Below are 15654 nucleotides of genomic sequence, written 5' to 3'. Positions count from 1 at the left end.
CGGTAGTAGGACGCTGCCGGTATAGAAGTGTACCTTTACGGCTTCGGCTACCTAATTTTGTTCTGTGTTGCGTGGATTAGCCATGGCACTGTCGGCGCTTTTCCATCCGCTGCTGGTGCCGTCTTACTTGTACTATATTGTGTGCTACCAGCTGCCGGGCGTGGTGCTGCGCCCTCTCCTGCCCGATCGGTGGGTGGTGCTGGGCCTAGTACTGCTGTTCACGTTTGTACTCCCGACGGTTGGCTCCGTGGCACTATTGCGCTTGGGCCTGATTGATTCCCTGGAGCTGCCGGCCCGCCAGCAGCGGGCCTGGCCTTTCCTGCTGGCGACGGTCAGCTTTTCTGTTGCGGCTGTGCTGCTGCACCGCCCCGCATTGTTTGATGCGCTGCTAGGCCACATGATGATCGGCATGGCCCTGGCCGTCGGACTTACATTTCTGATTACGCTTCGCTGGAAAATTTCTGCCCATGGCGTAGGGGTTGGGGGTGCGCTAGGCCTATTGATACTGCTGTATATCGGCGGGGTCAGCACGGGTGGCTTGGCCCTGTGGTGGCTGCTGGGAATGGTGCTGGTGGCAGGTGCCGTGCTGAGTGCCCGCCTCGCCCTAAATGCCCACACCGAGGCGCAGGTATGGGCCGGGCTGGCCTTAGGCGCGGGGTTGGTGCTAGGGTTTGGGGCAGGTCTGGCGGCTGGTTAAGCTGCGGCTATTGCGTATCTTTCTGCTTGCCGCCTAGGCCACTTCTAAAGCACACTGTGCTCCGTGCTCCCTTTACTGGTTGCTAGTGTTGGATTGGTCTGTCGGGTGTCCGTTGTTTTTCCTTCTATGCAAGACCCCAACCTCAGCCCGGATCTTCCTTCCCTCACGGAGCAGCTACAGCAGGAGCGCCAGGCGCGTCAGGCCGCGGAAAACCAGGCCCGCGACCTGAAGCGGCAACTAAGCGCCAGCCAGAAGGTGGTGCGGCGCATGATCAACAGCATTGCGGGCCTCACTCAGAACCTGCGTATTGCGGTGCTGGTAGTGAATAGCAACGGCGTAATTGCGGTGCTGAATCAGGAACTGTGCGACCTGTTTGAGATAGAGACCAAGGCCAAAAAGTGGCTCAACCAACCCGCCCAGCCGCTGTTGGCGAAAATGGAAGCGCACTGCGCCCAACCCGAGGAAGCCGCCGGACGCCTCGCTTCTTTGCGCAGCCTGGAACACCGGATGCTGGGCGAGACACTGCTGCTGGCCGATGGCACCATTCTGGAATTCGACTACATTCCGCTCAGCGGGCAGGAGGAGCTGCTCTCAACCGGCTATTTGCTTTCCTTTCGGGATGTTACGCAGGCCCGCCGCACCGAGCAGTACCTCAACTCGTTGTCGCGCATTCCGGGCCAGAACCCCAACCCGGTGTTGCGTCTGCACGCCGATGGGCACCTCCTCTACGCCAACCCCGCGGCGGAAGAAATGCGCCGCGAATACATAACGCCCTGGCAAGACCCGGATTTTGCCCTGACCCTTCGCCAGGCGGTTGCGAAAGCCTTATCGGACAGCACCTACACTCAGGAGGAAGTCGGTTTTGTGAGCAAATGCCACCAGCTGGCCATTGTGCCGTTCGTGGACGACCAGTACGTGAACCTCTACTTCACCGATATTTCGGAACTGAAGGATGCCGAGCTGCGCCTGGCTGAACAGCGTGAGTTTTACGAAACCATCCTTAATAAGCTACCTGCCGATGTGGCCGTGTTCGATGCTGACCATCGGTATCGTTTCGTGAACCCGGCGGCCATCAGCAACCCCGAGCTGCGGCAGTGGGTTATTGGCCACGATGACTTTGAGTACGCCGCCCACCTGGGCCGGCCCGACACTACCGCCCAGAAGCGCCGCGCCCTGTTTCAGAAAGTCATTCAGCAGAAAAACGTACTGGCCTGGGAAGAAACTATTCAGAGCGAAACCGGCGAACGGCTTGCCCTGCGCCATATGCAGCCGGTTTTTGGCCCCGATGATGAGCTGCGACTGGTAATTGGGTATGGCATCGATATCACCGACCGCCACGAAGCCGAGGAAGAACTACGGCGTAGCGAAGCGCGCCTGCAGGAGCAACAGGATTTTGTGCGGCAGGTGGTAGATACCACTCCCAGTGTTATCTGGGTAGCCGATGAGGCAGGAGATATCCAGTTTGCCAACCAGGCTTTCCGCGACCTGCGCGCCAATGGTCAGCATCGTTCCGTAGACCGCAACGACCCCAACGACCCGGTGGCGGCGGAGGCCCGCCACCATTTTGCGACCATCGAGAAAGTCATTGCTACCCATGAGGAGGTGGCCTACGAGAGCTCCTACACGCAGCTGGACGGCTCGGTTCGGTGGTTCCACACGGTAGTGCGGCCACTGCACCGCGCCGATGGCTCCCTAAACGTACTGGGCGTCAGCACCGACATCACGGAGATGAAGACGGCGCGCAATACGCTGGAACGCAGTACCAAGCAGTACCGCGACCTGATGCACTACTCGCAGGCGCTAATCTGCACCCACGACCTTTCGGGCACCGTGCTCTCCGTGAATCCGGCGGCGGCCCAGCTGGTGGGTGTAGCCCCCGAGCGGCTGGTAGGCCGCAACCTAGGACAGGTGCTGACCCCGGAGCTTCGCCCCGAGCTGGACGCCTACCTGAAGCTGGTGGCGCAGCAGCAGCAGGCCACCGGCCTGATGACCCTGCGTGGCCCCGACGGACGGCCTCATCACCTCATCTACGACAACTACCGCGTAGATGAGCCGGGTGAAACACCCTACGTAATTGCGTATGGCCAGGAAATCACGGAACGCCTGCTGGCCGAGCAGGAATTGCGCCGGGCCAAAGAAGTAGCCGAAAACACCGCCAAAGCCAAGGAAAACTTCCTGGCCAACATGAGCCACGAAATCCGGACGCCCATTAATGGCGTGCTGGGCATGGCGGGCCTGCTGGCCAAAACACCCCTGACTTCCACGCAACAGGAGCATTTGCACATTCTGCGCAGCTCGGGTCGTCATCTGCTCACGGTTATCAACGATGTGCTGGATGTAGCCAAAATTGAATCGGGGAAGCTGGAGCTGGAGGAAGTTCCGTTTGATATTCGCCATTCTATTCGGGAGGCTACCCAAACGCTGGCTTTCCGGGCCGAGGAAAAAGGCATCGAGTTTCTTTTGACGCTGCCGGAACTGGTAGATTCGGTAGTCATCGGCGACCCGGCCCGCATCAACCAGATTCTGCTGAACCTGCTCTCCAACGCCATCAAGTTCACGGCCCAGGGCCAGGTAGAGCTGTCGGCACATGTGCAGGAAGAAACCGCTACCCTGCTGAGCCTGGAGTTCCGGGTGCGCGATACCGGCATTGGTATTGCCCCCGATAAGCTGGAAACCATCTTTGAGAGCTTCTCTCAGGCCTACGCCGATATTTCGCGGCGGTTTGGGGGTACAGGCCTCGGCCTCACCATTAGTCGGCGGCTGGTAGAGCAACTGGGCGGCCGGATGTGGGTGAGCAGCGACCTAGGCCAGGGCAGCACGTTCTTCTTCTCCCTTACGCTCCCCAAAGCCGGACAGGCGCTGCCAGCACCCGTACCGCTGGCCCCACTGAACTATGCCAACCTGCATGGCACGCGCATTCTGCTGGTAGAAGACCACCCCGTCAATCAGCAGTTGGCCCAGCTGATTCTGGAAAGCTGGGGCGTGGAAACGTATGTAGCTTCCGACGGCCCCGAAGCCCTGGAGCAGCTGGAAGCCCGTCTCTACGATGTGGTGCTCATGGACATTCAGATGCCCGGCATGAGTGGCCTAGACGTAACGGCCCGCCTGCGCCAGCACCCCGACCCCTTGCGGGCCAGCTCGCCCATCATTGCCCTCACGGCCAACGTGATGCGCACCGACGACGAGATATACCGCGCCGCCGGCCTCGACTATTTATCGAAGCCATTTGAGGAAGATGACCTGTTTCGGAAGATAGAAGCTAACCTACGCCCCCAGCGCGTGGCCGAGCTGGAAGCGCAACCGGCCGTAGGCCAGTCGGCCCCTATAGCGGAGCCAGAGCCCACCCAACGTAACGCCCCCACTTCCGGCGCCCCCGAGCAGCTATTTGAGCTAAGCCGGCTGCGGGAGACAGCGCACGGCAGCACCCTCTTCATGGATAAGATTCTGGCGTCTTTCCGCACCCACACGCCGCCGGCAGTAGCCCGCCTGCACGAGGCCGCCGCCGCCGCCGACTGGCCTACGGTGGGCGAAGTGGTGCACAAACTCCGGCCTTCTATTCAGCTGCTGAACATCCACAGCGCGCAGCAGGATGTAGCACTGCTGGAGCCCCTCTCCCGCCCTGCCCCCGGTCAGCCCACGCCCGATGCCAGCGTGCTGCAACCTGCCGTAGCTCGTTTGGCAGCGCTGCTGGAAGAGGTGGTTGCTGCACTGCCCCTGAATGTAGTTAACTAGCTTCTGCTGTTGCAAAAAGTCCCGAGGAGTGGACTACGAAACTACCGTAGGCCACTCCTCGGGACTTTTGCAACAGCAGAAGATGGAGGCTTATATCCGGTTGAGCTTCCGGAAAAAGGCTTCCTGATACGACTTGCCAATGGGCACATGATGGCCACCGGGTACCAAGGCAGAGCCGTCCTCAATGGCCTCGATGCGGCGCATATTCAGGATATAGGAGCGGTGTACACGCACAAAATGGTCGAAGGGCAGGCGGGCATCCAGGGCCTTCATGGTGGTGTACACAATGAATTTCTGCTTTTCCGTGACGATAACCACGTAATCCGATAGGGCTTCGATGTAGATTACATCATCGAAGTTGATGCGGATCATCTTGTTGTTCACCTTCACGAACAAGTCGTTATCGGGCGGACCAGCGAGGGCAGCCGGCGCAGCTACGGTAGCCGAATGCTGCTGCAGGGCGCGCTGCACTGCCCTACTGAAGCGGGCATAGTCGAAGGGCTTTACCAGATAGTCCGTCACGCGCAGTTCGAACGCATCCACGGCGAAATCCTCGTGGGCCGTTGTCAGAATCACGATGGGCGGATCAGCCAGCACCCGTAACAAATCGAGGCCATTGAGCTGCGGCATCTGCACATCCAGAAACAGCACATCTACGCGGTTACCGGCGCGGAAGTAGTTGAGCCCCTGCAGAGCATCGTCCATCGACACCACCAGCTGCAGCGAGTCCGTTAGGGAAATATAATGTTCCAGCGTAAGCCGGTTAATTTCTTCATCATCAATGATGGCGCAGGTTAGGATGGGAGCGGCCATGGAAGGGAATTCAAGACAGAAGGACGGAATGCCGTTGGGCTAGTAAAATAGGACATTCACATGGCAAAACCATTTGTTCAGCCAGGAAATCTCTTATAACAGATCACTAAACTAACGCAGAAACCCGAGTATGCCAAGCAATTAAATAGGCTTTTGGCAGTTAGCAAATTTGGTCTTGGGGTTTGTATAGAATTGGGAAACCCAAACTCCGCTCAGGCACTACCAGTGAAAGACGATTCTCACAAAAAGAATCCTTTTCCGGGCCTGCAACTATTATATAACAAGTAGGATTATTATTCCCCATATAGAATACCGCCAAGAAAACAGGCTTCCTTAGACGCAACTGAACCCTCAATAATTGCTAGCCAAGCCCTTAATCAGAATAGCACTATAGCAAGATATGTTGTTTATTGCCGTTGGGCTAGCTCCTGCGCAATCAGGGCCTGCACTTCCGGCAGGTCGTAATCCGCTTCTGACTGAATGCGAGGCATCACGCGCTGCATTATACGCTCCTGGGCCTGCCCGTTTGCCCAGGCTTCAGCATAGGGCAAATGCGAAAAAGTTACCTGCGAGTAAAGCGGAAGCCAGTGCTGCGGGTACTGCGCCGATATTTTGCTTTCGATCTTTTTCTGCAGTAGAAAGCGGGGGTCGGCTACCCGGTCACGCATTTCTTCGAAATTATATACAGCCAGGTCGGCCATGGCATCGGCATTGGGCTTGCGCTGTTGCTGAAACTCCTGGAAGATGGCAAGCCAATCGGAGCCGTGGCTTTCCATCAGCTGCTGCAGAATGGTACAATCTTCAAACCCGGCATTCATGCCCTGCCCATAAAACGGCACAATGGCGTGCGAGGCATCGCCCAGCAGCAGCACCTCATCGGTCACTGACCACGGGTAGCAACGCACCGTCACGAGGGAGCTGGTGGGGTTCTCGAAAAACTCCTGCTCCAGTTCCGGCATCAGTGGCACGGCATCCGAAAATACTTCCTCGAAAAACCGGCGTACCTGCTCTGGAGTCTGCAAGGTGGCGAAGGAATACGGGCCTTCGTACGGGAAAAACAGGGTGCAATTGAAGGAGCCATCCAGATTGGGCAGCGCAATCATCATGTATTGCCCTCTAGGCCAGATGTGCAGGGTATTTTTCTCAATAGCCCAGCTTCCGGCATCTCCCGCCGCAATGGTCAGTTCCTTGTAGCCGTAATTGAGGTAGTGCTGCGAGTAGTTGAACCGATCGGTCTTCTGCATGGCCGCGCGCACGGAGGAGTACGCACCATCGGTACCAAACAGGTGCTGATAGGGTATCACGTGGCTTGTTTCCGCCGCCCCATCGAACATTTCCAGGGTACGGTTGCGCAAATCTACGCGCCGGCACTGCTGATCGAAGAGCACCTTCACGCGCGGCTCCCGATCTACCAGATCCAGCAGGCGCTGGTTTAGCCCCGCCCGCGAAACGGAGTAGATGGCCTGCCCATCGTGTCCGTAGGGCTGCATGGTCAGCTGCCCGCGCTGGTCGTGCATCACGCGCCGGTAGAGCGGAATGGCTACTTCGCGTACAGCTTCCTCAATGCCCACCCCCCGCAAGGCCCGCCACCCCCGATCGGAAAGCGCCAAGTTAATGGAGCGCCCCTCCACGTTACCGCTTCGGCGCGGGTCGGGTCGGCGCTCATACACGTCTACTGTGTGGCCCTGCTGCGCCAAATACAGCGCCAGCAACGAGCCCACCAAGCCTCCTCCCACAACAGTTAGCGGTTTAGTTTCTGGAGCAGAGGCGGAGACGGTGGATGCAGACATGGAGAGTACGGCAAGTGGAGCCCAAAGTGGCCTAGCGAAAGTACTTGATTCTGTTGGGTTGGGTTAAACGAGTAAACCATAAAGTTTACCCGGTGCTTTCCAGGGTTTGGTCGTGAAGTGAGGTCTGAAGTGCCTTGCAAAGGCGTCCTTTGAACTATTCGCTGAGATTTTATAAATAAGGTATATTCTATATGGTAGCAGATTTACTCTTTTCTACTACAGGCTCCTATAGCCTTCCGGCCCGCTTGACTGGCCTACAGCCTATTCTCTCTTACCAGCATGCTATCCCGGATATGTTCAAGAAGCGTGCATATCACCTCCCCCAGCCGGTACTGCCAGATCGGGCTACATCGGTAGTGAAAGATTCTGCTCCGGCTCAAAAGTGCCTTTGGCTTGGCGAGTTCTGCATTGGAGATGTAGAATGTCCCTCCCTGTACGGCAATCCCGAAATTCGCTACTAGCTCTATTTACGAGAAACGTCTGACCAAGCAGGGTAAATCATGCCAGGCAAGCAGACTATGCAATAGGCGTAAAGTACAAATAATCAAATTCTTAAAACCATGAAAAACATGAGGTTAGGCATAGCTTAATCGTCATGCATACGATATATTTGCAGCCCTTTTCAGCACCGACTCTCAACTTCCCACTTTTTGCAATTTTCCCTGTATGAGAAAAATCTACCGTTTACAGTTTTTATTCATCTTTCTGTTCCTACTAACCATCTTCCCGACGATGGCTCAGCAGGCGGCACAGGTTAGCGGCACCGTCCAGAACTCGGCCGGCGAGCCTATTCCGGGTGCCACCATCTTTATTAGGGGCACCTTTATTGGCACCAGCACCGACCGAGATGGCAAGTTTTCCCTTAAGCCTGACTTTACGGAGGGTCCCGTCGTGCTTTCGGTATCGTTTGTGGGCTATGAGAGCCGCGAAGTAACGCTGGCTCAGGCTGACAACGCCATTCTGGTGCAGCTCAAAATCAACCCCACGCTCACTAACGAAGTAATTGCCTCCGCTTCCCGTGTGGAAGAAGGCATTTTGCAGGCGCCCGTAACCGTAGAAAAGGTAACGGCGCAGCAGGTACTGAGCATGCCTACGCCCGACGTACAGGTGGGCCTGACCCACTACAAAGGCATTGACGTGAACAGCACCAGCATGCTCATGAACTCGTTGAGCACGCGCGGCTTCAACTCGGCCAAGTCCGAACGTCTGATTCAGCTAACCGATTACTTTGATACTCAGTCGCCTTCGCTGAACGTAAACGCCGGCAACATTACTGGCCTACCAGAGCTGGATATCGAGAGCATCGAGATTATTCACGGCCCGGCCTCGGCCCTGTACGGTGCCAATGCCTTCAACGGGGTATTGCTGCTGAACTCCAAAGACCCCTTCGTAAGCGAGGGCCTAAGCGTGCGCGTGCGCGGCGGCGAGCGGAGCTTCCTGGACGGCCAGATTCGGTATGCCAGAAAGATTGGCGACCGGTTTGCCTTCAAAATTACGGGAGCCTACCTGACGGCCAACGACTGGCTGGCCAGCAACTATGCCCCCACCAGCACAGCCGTAGAGCGCGACAACAACCCCGAAGGCTCTTTGCTCGGCTATGATGCCGTGAACCGCTATGGCGATGTAAAAAACACCTACAGCCCCGCCCAGAACCGCGCCGCTAGTGGCAACATTCCGGCCTATACGGTGAACCCCGAGCTGTACGGCAAGAGCGTGTTCATGCCTGGCTTCGAAGAGAAAATTTTGGTTGGCAACGACAACAAAGCCAAGGCATTGAAGGTGCAGCCTTCGCTGTCTTACCTGCTCACGAGCAGCATCAAGATGACAGTAGGCGCCAACATCAACCGGGGCACGGCCAGCTACCAGAGCTCCAGTCGCTACCGTTTCAACAACCTGGGCACCAACCAGCTGCATGGCGAAATAAAAGGTGAACGGTGGTTTTTGCGGGGTCAGACCATTCAGGACTATGGCAACGACAGCTACGACCTGGGGTTCCTGGGTGCTTTCATCCAGACCTCTCCGGTGGCCGATGGTGCCGCTACGCGCTACGTAGATCAGTACTTTGGTACCTACAATGTGGCCTACACGGCAGCACGTAATGCCGGTGCTACTGCCGAGCAGGCCCAGGCCACGGCTAAAGCCAAAGCCGATCAGGTTCAGCTTGACCCTAACAGCGCCCGTTTTCAACAGCTGCGCAGCCAGATTATTCAGGATGCCACTCCCGGTAAAGGCGCCCGCCTGAACCCCAGCTCGCTTCTGAACGAAGGAAACGCCCAGTACAACTTCAAGCTGGGTGAAACTGCCGACCTGATTGTGGGTGGTGCTTACCGGAAGTTCCGGTTGGGCTCCAACGGCAACATCTACTCCGATGACAATGAGCGCATTCAGAACCACGAAATAGGTGGGTACGCCCAGTTCACGAAGAAACTGCTGGATGAGCGCCTGAAACTGGCCTTGGCCGGCCGCCTCGATGAGTTCAAGAACTTTGATGCCGCTTTCTCGCCGCGCGCTTCGGTGGTATATTCTGCCGGCGACAAGAAGCAGCATAACTTCCGCGCCAGCTTCGGCCAGGCCTTCCGCTCGCCTACCCAGCTTGATCAGTACATTCGCCTCGACGTAGGCCGGGCACTGCTGCTGGGCAACGTAGACAACGGTTTCCAGGGCTACAGCCTAGTGAATGCCCAGGGCCAGCGCTTTACGGGCGCCAACCTACCTGCCTTCGAAACGACCATCAACCCCCTGAAGCTGGAGCGCCTGAGCACCTACGAGCTGGGCTATAAGGCCGCCGTAACCGAGAAGCTGGCTCTGGACATCAACTACTACCAGAGCTATTACAACGACTTCATCGGGGCTACCACGTTCATCGGCAACCGCGACGGCTCGCGGCCTACCGGCGCCCAGATTCAGGGCGGCGCGGCCAGCGGGTTCCAGTCGGGCGATACGCGGGTGCTGCAGGTTTGGACCAACGCCAACCAAGAAGTGCGCACGAAAGGTGGGGCCGTGGGCATCACGTACTCCTTCATGCCGGAGTTCAACCTGGCAGCCAACTACTCGCTGAACATCTTGGACCAGAGCAACATCCAGGACCAGGCGTTCCAGACGTACTTCAATACGCCAAAGCACAAGTACAACGTAGGTGCTAACGGCACGGCTCTTACCCGCCTGACCTATTCGGTGAACTACCGCTGGGCTCAGGGCCACGAGTATGGCCTCCCCTTCGCCGTAGGCCAGTTAGCTGACTACAGTGCCGTAGATGCTTTTGTAGGGTATAACTTCCCTTCACTGGGCAGCACACTCCAGGCTGGCGCTTCTAATCTGTTCAATGCCAACAACATTCAGGTATATGGTGGCCCACAGGTAGGCCGTTTGGTGTACCTAGGCTTACAGATAGATGTGAAGTAGCCTTTGTGACTACTCGCTCTGAAGCTGCCTTTCGTGGATAGAGCTTCATACTCAATAAAAAGCCCCTACTTCCACATCGGAGGTAGGGGCTTTCTATTGAGCGAGGATGCCGAAAACAGTATCACCTAGACTTCTTTACAGATGAGTTCTCAACAAACGCAGCTACCTCACCAGTCGAAACGTGAGGTTCAGGCGTGGGCCGGGCACGCGGGTAGTCTTGGGCAGCGCATGAAGCCAGTGCTGTTGCGTAGGGCCGCTCATCAGGAGCAGGCTACCGGAGGGCAACTCCAGGCTGATGGACTTATGCGAGGTGTGCAGTGGGTCGCGAGGCTTAAGGCGAAAGGTACGGGTGGCACCCAGACTCAGGGAGGCAATAACTGGCCTAGGGCCTAGTTCCGGCTCATTATCGGCGTGCCAGCCCATGCTATCCTGACCGGTGCGGTAAAGGTTGAGCAGCACACTATTGAACTGAGCACCTGTGGCAGCCTCTACGCGCTGGCGGAGCTGCTGCAACGCCGGAGTCCAGGGCTGGGGCGTGAGCTGAAGACCGGAGTAGCGATAGGAAGCACCTGGGTCGCCGTGCCAGGCCGTGAGACGAGGCTGCAGGACTTCTTTCCCAAACAGCTTAATGGCCTCGTGCTTCCAGGGAATGGTATCCGTTAGCTCCGTGAGGAGTGCCTGGGCTTCTGCCGGACTCAGGAAAGTTGAATCCAGCGCCAGCTCGGCGTTGGGCAGCGCAATAGAAGTAAGCGCCATAGCTGCTTCCAGGCTAGTTTTTCATAGCGTCTTCCAGCTGATTTATTTGCTGCTTCATCTGCTGCTGCATTTCGGGGGGCTGCTGTTTTATAAACTCCGACTGGTGCTTGAGCAGGTACGGTACCGCGTAGTACTGCAGCGCCCAGGCAATCAGAAAGCTCAGAACCATTGGCAGGAAGATGCTCCGGCTCCGATAGTGCCCTGGCGTGATGTAACGCGGCCAGAACCACCGGATATACACCAGCATGGCCGGCACATTAAACAGAAAAAATCCTAATAGCGGTGGCAGCCCGGCCTGCATCACCACCCACGCCACAATGTTGGAAAACACCAGCAGATACACTACCATAAACGCCAGCAGCAGCAGCAGCGCCTTTATTCTGCGCAGTCGGAACAGATTCAGCCCCAGCAAAATACCACCGCCTATCATCATGGACATAGGCAGCACGGAGAACAGCGCAATGGTGCCGGGCGAGTACAGCGCTGGCCCTGCTTCTTTAGCCGCTTCCGGCAGCATTTCGCCCCGCGCGGCGCGGCGAGACTTCTCCCGCTCAGCTTCTGCCTCGCGGGCGGCGGCTTCGCGGCGGTTGGTTTCCTGTTGGCTGACGCGCAGTTCTTCCGTAATAGTAGATACGCCCGGCTCGGGCATCCCACGCCGGGCCAGCTCGTCGAGGGCAGCCAAAACGGCTTCCTCCCGGTACTGGTAGCGGTTATCGACGTAGTCGCGGAGTTCGGCGTCGGTTTTGCGGCTCATTTTTGCCGCGTACTCTTCGGCCATGATGGATGCGAAATAAGATCAACAATAAAGAGTGGCCTAGGCCACTCCTTCCTACGCACAACAACCCAGAAGGCCGAAAAACTCCCGATATTTTATGGCCTGAAGCCATAATTCTGCCGGGAGGGCACTTAGCTGGTTATCTGCAGATTGTGCCGAGAACCACTAAGTGGCCTGAACCGCCTACTGCCGGCCCGCCCACTCGGCTAGCACCTCTCCCACGCGGTATACATCCTCAAATGTATTGTAGAGCGGCACGGGTGCCAGCCGAATTACGTTAGGCTCGCGCCAGTCGCCGATAACGCCCACGGCCATCAGGTGGTCGAACAGGTCGCGGCCGTTTTGGTGCACCAGCAGGGAGAGCTGACAGCCACGTTGGGCCGGATCTGAAGGCGTAATGATTTCGAGCTGGGATTTGGACAGGCCTAGCCGCGTGATGAGAAACTCCAGGTAGCCCGTCAGCAGCTCACTTTTGCGGCGCAGCGCTTCCATGCCACCGGCAGCCTCGTGCATGGCCAGAGCGGCCTGGTGCACCGCCATAGTCAGGACGGCCCCGTTGGAGAGCTGCCAGCCGGCGGCCCCGCGCATGGGCTTGAACCCTTTGCGCATCTTGAAGCGCTCGGTCTCATCATATCCCCACCAGCCGGCCAAACGCAACAGCTCGGGATGCTCGGCGTAGCGCTCATGCACAAACGCGCCCGCCACGCCACCAGGGCCGGAGTTGAGGTATTTGTAGGTACACCAGCAGGCAAAGTCCACGTCCCAGTCGTGGAGGTGCAGTGGAATGTTGCCGGCAGCGTGGGCCAGATCGAAGCCGACCTTAGCGCCTACTGCATGGCCGGCCTTCGTAATGGCGGCCATATCATACACCTGGCCGGTGTAGTAGTTGATACCACCCATGATGATGGTAGCCAGCGAGTCGCCGAGTTCCTCAATTTTGGCCAGAATGTCTTCGATGCGCAGCGTATGCTCGCCGGCGCGAGGTGTGAGCTCCACAATGGCGTCATCGGGCTGGCGCCCGTGCAGCTTCACCTGGGTTTCGAGGGCGTACTGATCGGAAGGAAACGCGCCGCCTTCCATCAGCACCTTGTAGCGCGTGGCCGTGGGCTGATAAAAAGATACCAACAGCAGGTGCAGGTTGGTGGTCAGGTTATTCATCACGACTACCTCCACGGGCTTGGCGCCTACAATGCGCGCTGTAGGGGCGGCCAGGGCCTCGTGAAACTTCATCCAAGGCGTATCGCCCCGAAAGTGCCCTTCCACGGCCAAATTTTGCCAGTTATCAAACTGCTGTTCGGCGGCGGCACGGGCGGTGCGCGGCTGCAGGCCTAGCGAGTTTCCGCAGAAATAGAGGCTCTCCTGCCCATCAGGGCCGGGCGGAATATGAAACTGCTGGCGAAAGTCGTGGAGTGGGTCCTGCGCATCCAGTTGGCGGGCAAAGTCGAGGGTGGGTTCGAAGCTCATGGGTAGCAAAGATAGCCACGCCCCGCGCCCCGGCACTACTTCGCTTGCGCCATGATTTTGGCCAAGTGCTCCTGCCCCACTCCCAGCCAGTCCAGCGCGTTTTGGCCCAGCATGCGCGCCTTCAGCTCATCAGAATAGGGCATGGACTTAATCAACTGGCCGGGCTCCAGCTCCCCCAACGGGAAAGGGTAATCGGTGCCCAGCGTAATTTTGTCGGCCCCCAGCGTCTGCACCAGGTAATCCAGCATGCGCGGGTCGTGCACCAGCGAATCGACCCAGAAACGCCCCAGATACTCGCGGGGGTTCACTGGGTTATCGACGGCGCACAGGTCGGGCCGCACCTGGAAACCGTGCTCAATGCGCCCGATGGTGCTGGCAAAAGTTCCGCCACCATGCGCCACCGCTACGCGCAGGCGCGGCAAGCGTTCCAGCACGCCGCCAAAAATAAGGGAGCAGAGGGCCAAGGTGCTTTCGGCGGGCATGCCTACTAGCCAGGGAAGCCAGTATTTGGGCATTTTCTGCTGGGCCATCATGTCCCAGGGATGGATGAACACGCAGGCCCCCAGCTCCTCAGCGGCCTGAAACACCTCGAACAGTTCCGGGGCATCGAGGTTCCAGTCGTTGATGTGGGAGCCGATTTGCACGCCGGCCAGGCCTATCTTCATACACCGCTCCAGCTCCTTAACAGCCAGGTCGGGGGCCTGCATGGGCAAGGTACCCAGGCCTACGAAGCGGCTGGGGTAGCGGGCCACCACGCCGGCCAGGTGGTCGTTGAGCAAGCGGCTCAGATCCAGCGCATCGAGTGGCCTAGCCCAGTAGCTGAACATCACGGGCACGGTGCTGAGCACCTGCACCTGCGCTCCAAACTGGTCGTACTCCCGCATGCGCACTTCCGGGTCCCAGCAGTTGTCCTGAATCTCGCGGAAGAACTTATCATCCTGCATCATGCGGGCGCAGCAGGGCTTGTGGTGCTCCAGCCGGATAAAGCCGCCGTAGCCGTAGCGCTCCTTCAGATCGGGCCAGCGCTCGGGCAGGATGTGGGTATGAATGTCGATGGTGAGCACAGAGAGGAGGTGGCTGGTGGCGGGTTTGTTCCTACTTCTTCTTAGTTTGGTCGTTCGGGGCGGGACCAGGCTACTGGCTCCACGTCCGGCAAGGTGGTGGTTAAAGGTCGGGAATAGCCGTAGAACTCCCGGCCGCTCCGCCACTATATTTCTGGCCCTGAAGGCCGCTTGCTGTCTTCCCCCGCTTTCCTCCGCTGCTATGCTCCAACGCCTGCTAGGCCACCTGCGCGCTTTCAAGCCGGCCTACATGGCCTACAACTTTTTGCACAGAAGGCGGCTGCGCCACAACGAAGCCCTATACCGCCGCTATGGCCTGCGCCAGCCCATCTACTCCTCTATATCCTCGGCCGATTTCCGGGAGGCGGCTCCTGGTGAAAGCCCGCGTTTCGATCGCGCCGACTCGGCCCGGCTGGCACCCACCCTGCCGGGGTTTGCGGAGTTCGACGAGGCTACGCAGCAGCAGATTCTGCAGTGGTCTGAGAAGGGCTACCTGGTACTGCGCGGTCTGTTTACGGCGGCGGAAGTAGCCACCATCAATGCCGAAGTAGCGCAGCTGATTGATAAGGGCGAGGCCGACTGGAATGCGCGGCAGGTGAAAATTATGTTTGCTATTCGGCAGTCGGAGGCCATTCGACGCATTGTGGCCAAACGGGAGCTGGAGCGGGTGCTGGACTTTCTGCTGGGCAAAAAGGCCCACGTATTTCAGAGCATCAACTTTCTGCGTGGCTCCGAGCAGCTGGCCCACTCCGACAGCATTCATATGACCACCTACCCGCTGGGCTATCTGGTGGCCGCTTGGATTGCGCTGGAGCCCGTGACAGCTGAAAACGGTCCTGTGTTTTACTACCCTGGCTCCCACCGTCTGCCCTACGTGCTGAACGGCGACTTCCCGCACGGTGGCTCACACTTCCTGATTGGCGACCAGGCCTACCAGCACTACGAGCAGGCCATTGAGGCCGTGATTGCGCGCGAAAACACGCCGGCCGAAGAGCTGCATGCCCAGCCCGGCGACGTGCTGATCTGGCATGCCAACCTGTTGCACGGCGGTAGGCCTATCCGGCGAGCGGGAAGTACGCGCCGCAGCATGGTGCTGCACTACTTCGCGCAAGATGACGTGGTGTGCTACCACGAAATCACGCAGCGGCCCGCTTTACTGTAGCG

At 58.2% G+C, this 15654-nt stretch carries 10 protein-coding genes; 4 read left to right on the top strand and 6 right to left on the bottom strand.

Going from position 1 to position 15654, the window contains the following annotated elements:
* Positions 1–64: 64 nt before the first annotated feature.
* Positions 65–697, top strand: a complete 633-nt coding sequence (locus CFT68_RS18750) for a hypothetical protein (RefSeq protein WP_141106621.1) — start codon at positions 65–67, stop codon at positions 695–697.
* A 126-nt stretch (positions 698–823) separates the two neighbouring features.
* On the top strand, positions 824–4429 hold the full coding sequence (locus CFT68_RS18745; protein WP_088845216.1) for a PAS domain S-box protein: 3606 nt from the start codon (positions 824–826) through the stop codon (positions 4427–4429).
* A gap of 90 nt (positions 4430–4519) precedes the next feature.
* Here the strand turns inward: CFT68_RS18745 and CFT68_RS18740 are convergent, their stop codons facing one another.
* Positions 4520–5242, bottom strand: a complete 723-nt coding sequence (locus CFT68_RS18740) for a LytR/AlgR family response regulator transcription factor (protein ID WP_088845215.1) — start codon at positions 5240–5242, stop codon at positions 4520–4522.
* 407 nt (positions 5243–5649) lie between these two features.
* A complete protein-coding gene (locus CFT68_RS18735; protein ID WP_088845214.1) occupies positions 5650–7032 on the bottom strand; it encodes an FAD-dependent oxidoreductase in 1383 nt (460 codons plus the stop codon).
* Positions 7033–7698: 666 nt separating this feature from the next.
* On the opposite strand from CFT68_RS18735, the gene CFT68_RS18725 reads away from it, so the two are divergent.
* Positions 7699–10434: a TonB-dependent receptor gene (locus tag CFT68_RS18725; protein WP_088845212.1), complete on the top strand. Its 2736-nt coding sequence runs from the start codon at positions 7699–7701 to the stop codon at positions 10432–10434.
* 162 nt (positions 10435–10596) lie between these two features.
* Here the strand turns inward: CFT68_RS18725 and CFT68_RS18720 are convergent, their stop codons facing one another.
* From CFT68_RS18720 to CFT68_RS18705, 4 genes are all read right to left on the bottom strand, one after another.
* Positions 10597–11190 carry an alpha-ketoglutarate-dependent dioxygenase AlkB family protein gene (locus CFT68_RS18720; RefSeq protein WP_088845211.1) on the bottom strand — a complete coding sequence of 198 codons (594 nt, stop codon included), beginning with the start codon at positions 11188–11190 and terminating at the stop codon, positions 10597–10599.
* Between the two features lie 13 nt (positions 11191–11203).
* Positions 11204–11968, bottom strand: a complete 765-nt coding sequence (locus CFT68_RS18715) for a hypothetical protein (RefSeq protein ID WP_088845210.1) — start codon at positions 11966–11968, stop codon at positions 11204–11206.
* A 180-nt stretch (positions 11969–12148) separates the two neighbouring features.
* A complete protein-coding gene (gene kynU / locus CFT68_RS18710) occupies positions 12149–13429 on the bottom strand; it encodes a kynureninase (RefSeq protein ID WP_088845209.1) in 1281 nt (426 codons plus the stop codon).
* Between the two features lie 35 nt (positions 13430–13464).
* Positions 13465–14493, bottom strand: coding sequence for an amidohydrolase family protein (locus CFT68_RS18705; RefSeq protein ID WP_088845208.1), 1029 nt, complete (start codon positions 14491–14493; stop codon positions 13465–13467).
* 199 nt (positions 14494–14692) lie between these two features.
* Here CFT68_RS18705 and CFT68_RS18700 point away from each other — a divergent pair, with 199 nt between their 5' ends.
* On the top strand, positions 14693–15652 hold the full coding sequence (locus CFT68_RS18700; protein ID WP_170934858.1) for a phytanoyl-CoA dioxygenase family protein: 960 nt from the start codon (positions 14693–14695) through the stop codon (positions 15650–15652).
* The last annotated feature ends 2 nt before the right edge of the window (positions 15653–15654 follow it).

It is taken from the genome of Hymenobacter gelipurpurascens (assembly GCF_900187375.1).
Classification (GTDB): domain Bacteria; phylum Bacteroidota; class Bacteroidia; order Cytophagales; family Hymenobacteraceae; genus Hymenobacter; species Hymenobacter gelipurpurascens.
Note: the sequence above shows the minus strand (reverse complement) of the source record. Positions and strands in the feature narration are given on the sequence as shown.

Bases quoted from the DNA above. Each gene is read 5' to 3' on its own strand.
- CFT68_RS18720 (WP_088845211.1), bottom strand. From the start codon at position 11,190: ATGGCGCTTACTTCTATTGCGCTGCCCAACGCCGAGCTGGCGCTGGAT.
- CFT68_RS18740 (WP_088845215.1), bottom strand. From the start codon at position 5,242: ATGGCCGCTCCCATCCTAACCTGCGCCATCATTGATGATGAAGAAATT.
- CFT68_RS18735 (WP_088845214.1), bottom strand. From the start codon at position 7,032: ATGTCTGCATCCACCGTCTCCGCCTCTGCTCCAGAAACTAAACCGCTA.
- CFT68_RS18715 (WP_088845210.1), bottom strand. From the start codon at position 11,968: ATGGCCGAAGAGTACGCGGCAAAAATGAGCCGCAAAACCGACGCCGAA.
- CFT68_RS18745 (WP_088845216.1), top strand. From the start codon at position 824: ATGCAAGACCCCAACCTCAGCCCGGATCTTCCTTCCCTCACGGAGCAG.
- kynU (WP_088845209.1), bottom strand. From the start codon at position 13,429: ATGAGCTTCGAACCCACCCTCGACTTTGCCCGCCAACTGGATGCGCAG.
- CFT68_RS18700 (WP_170934858.1), top strand. From the start codon at position 14,693: ATGCTCCAACGCCTGCTAGGCCACCTGCGCGCTTTCAAGCCGGCCTAC.
- CFT68_RS18725 (WP_088845212.1), top strand. From the start codon at position 7,699: ATGAGAAAAATCTACCGTTTACAGTTTTTATTCATCTTTCTGTTCCTA.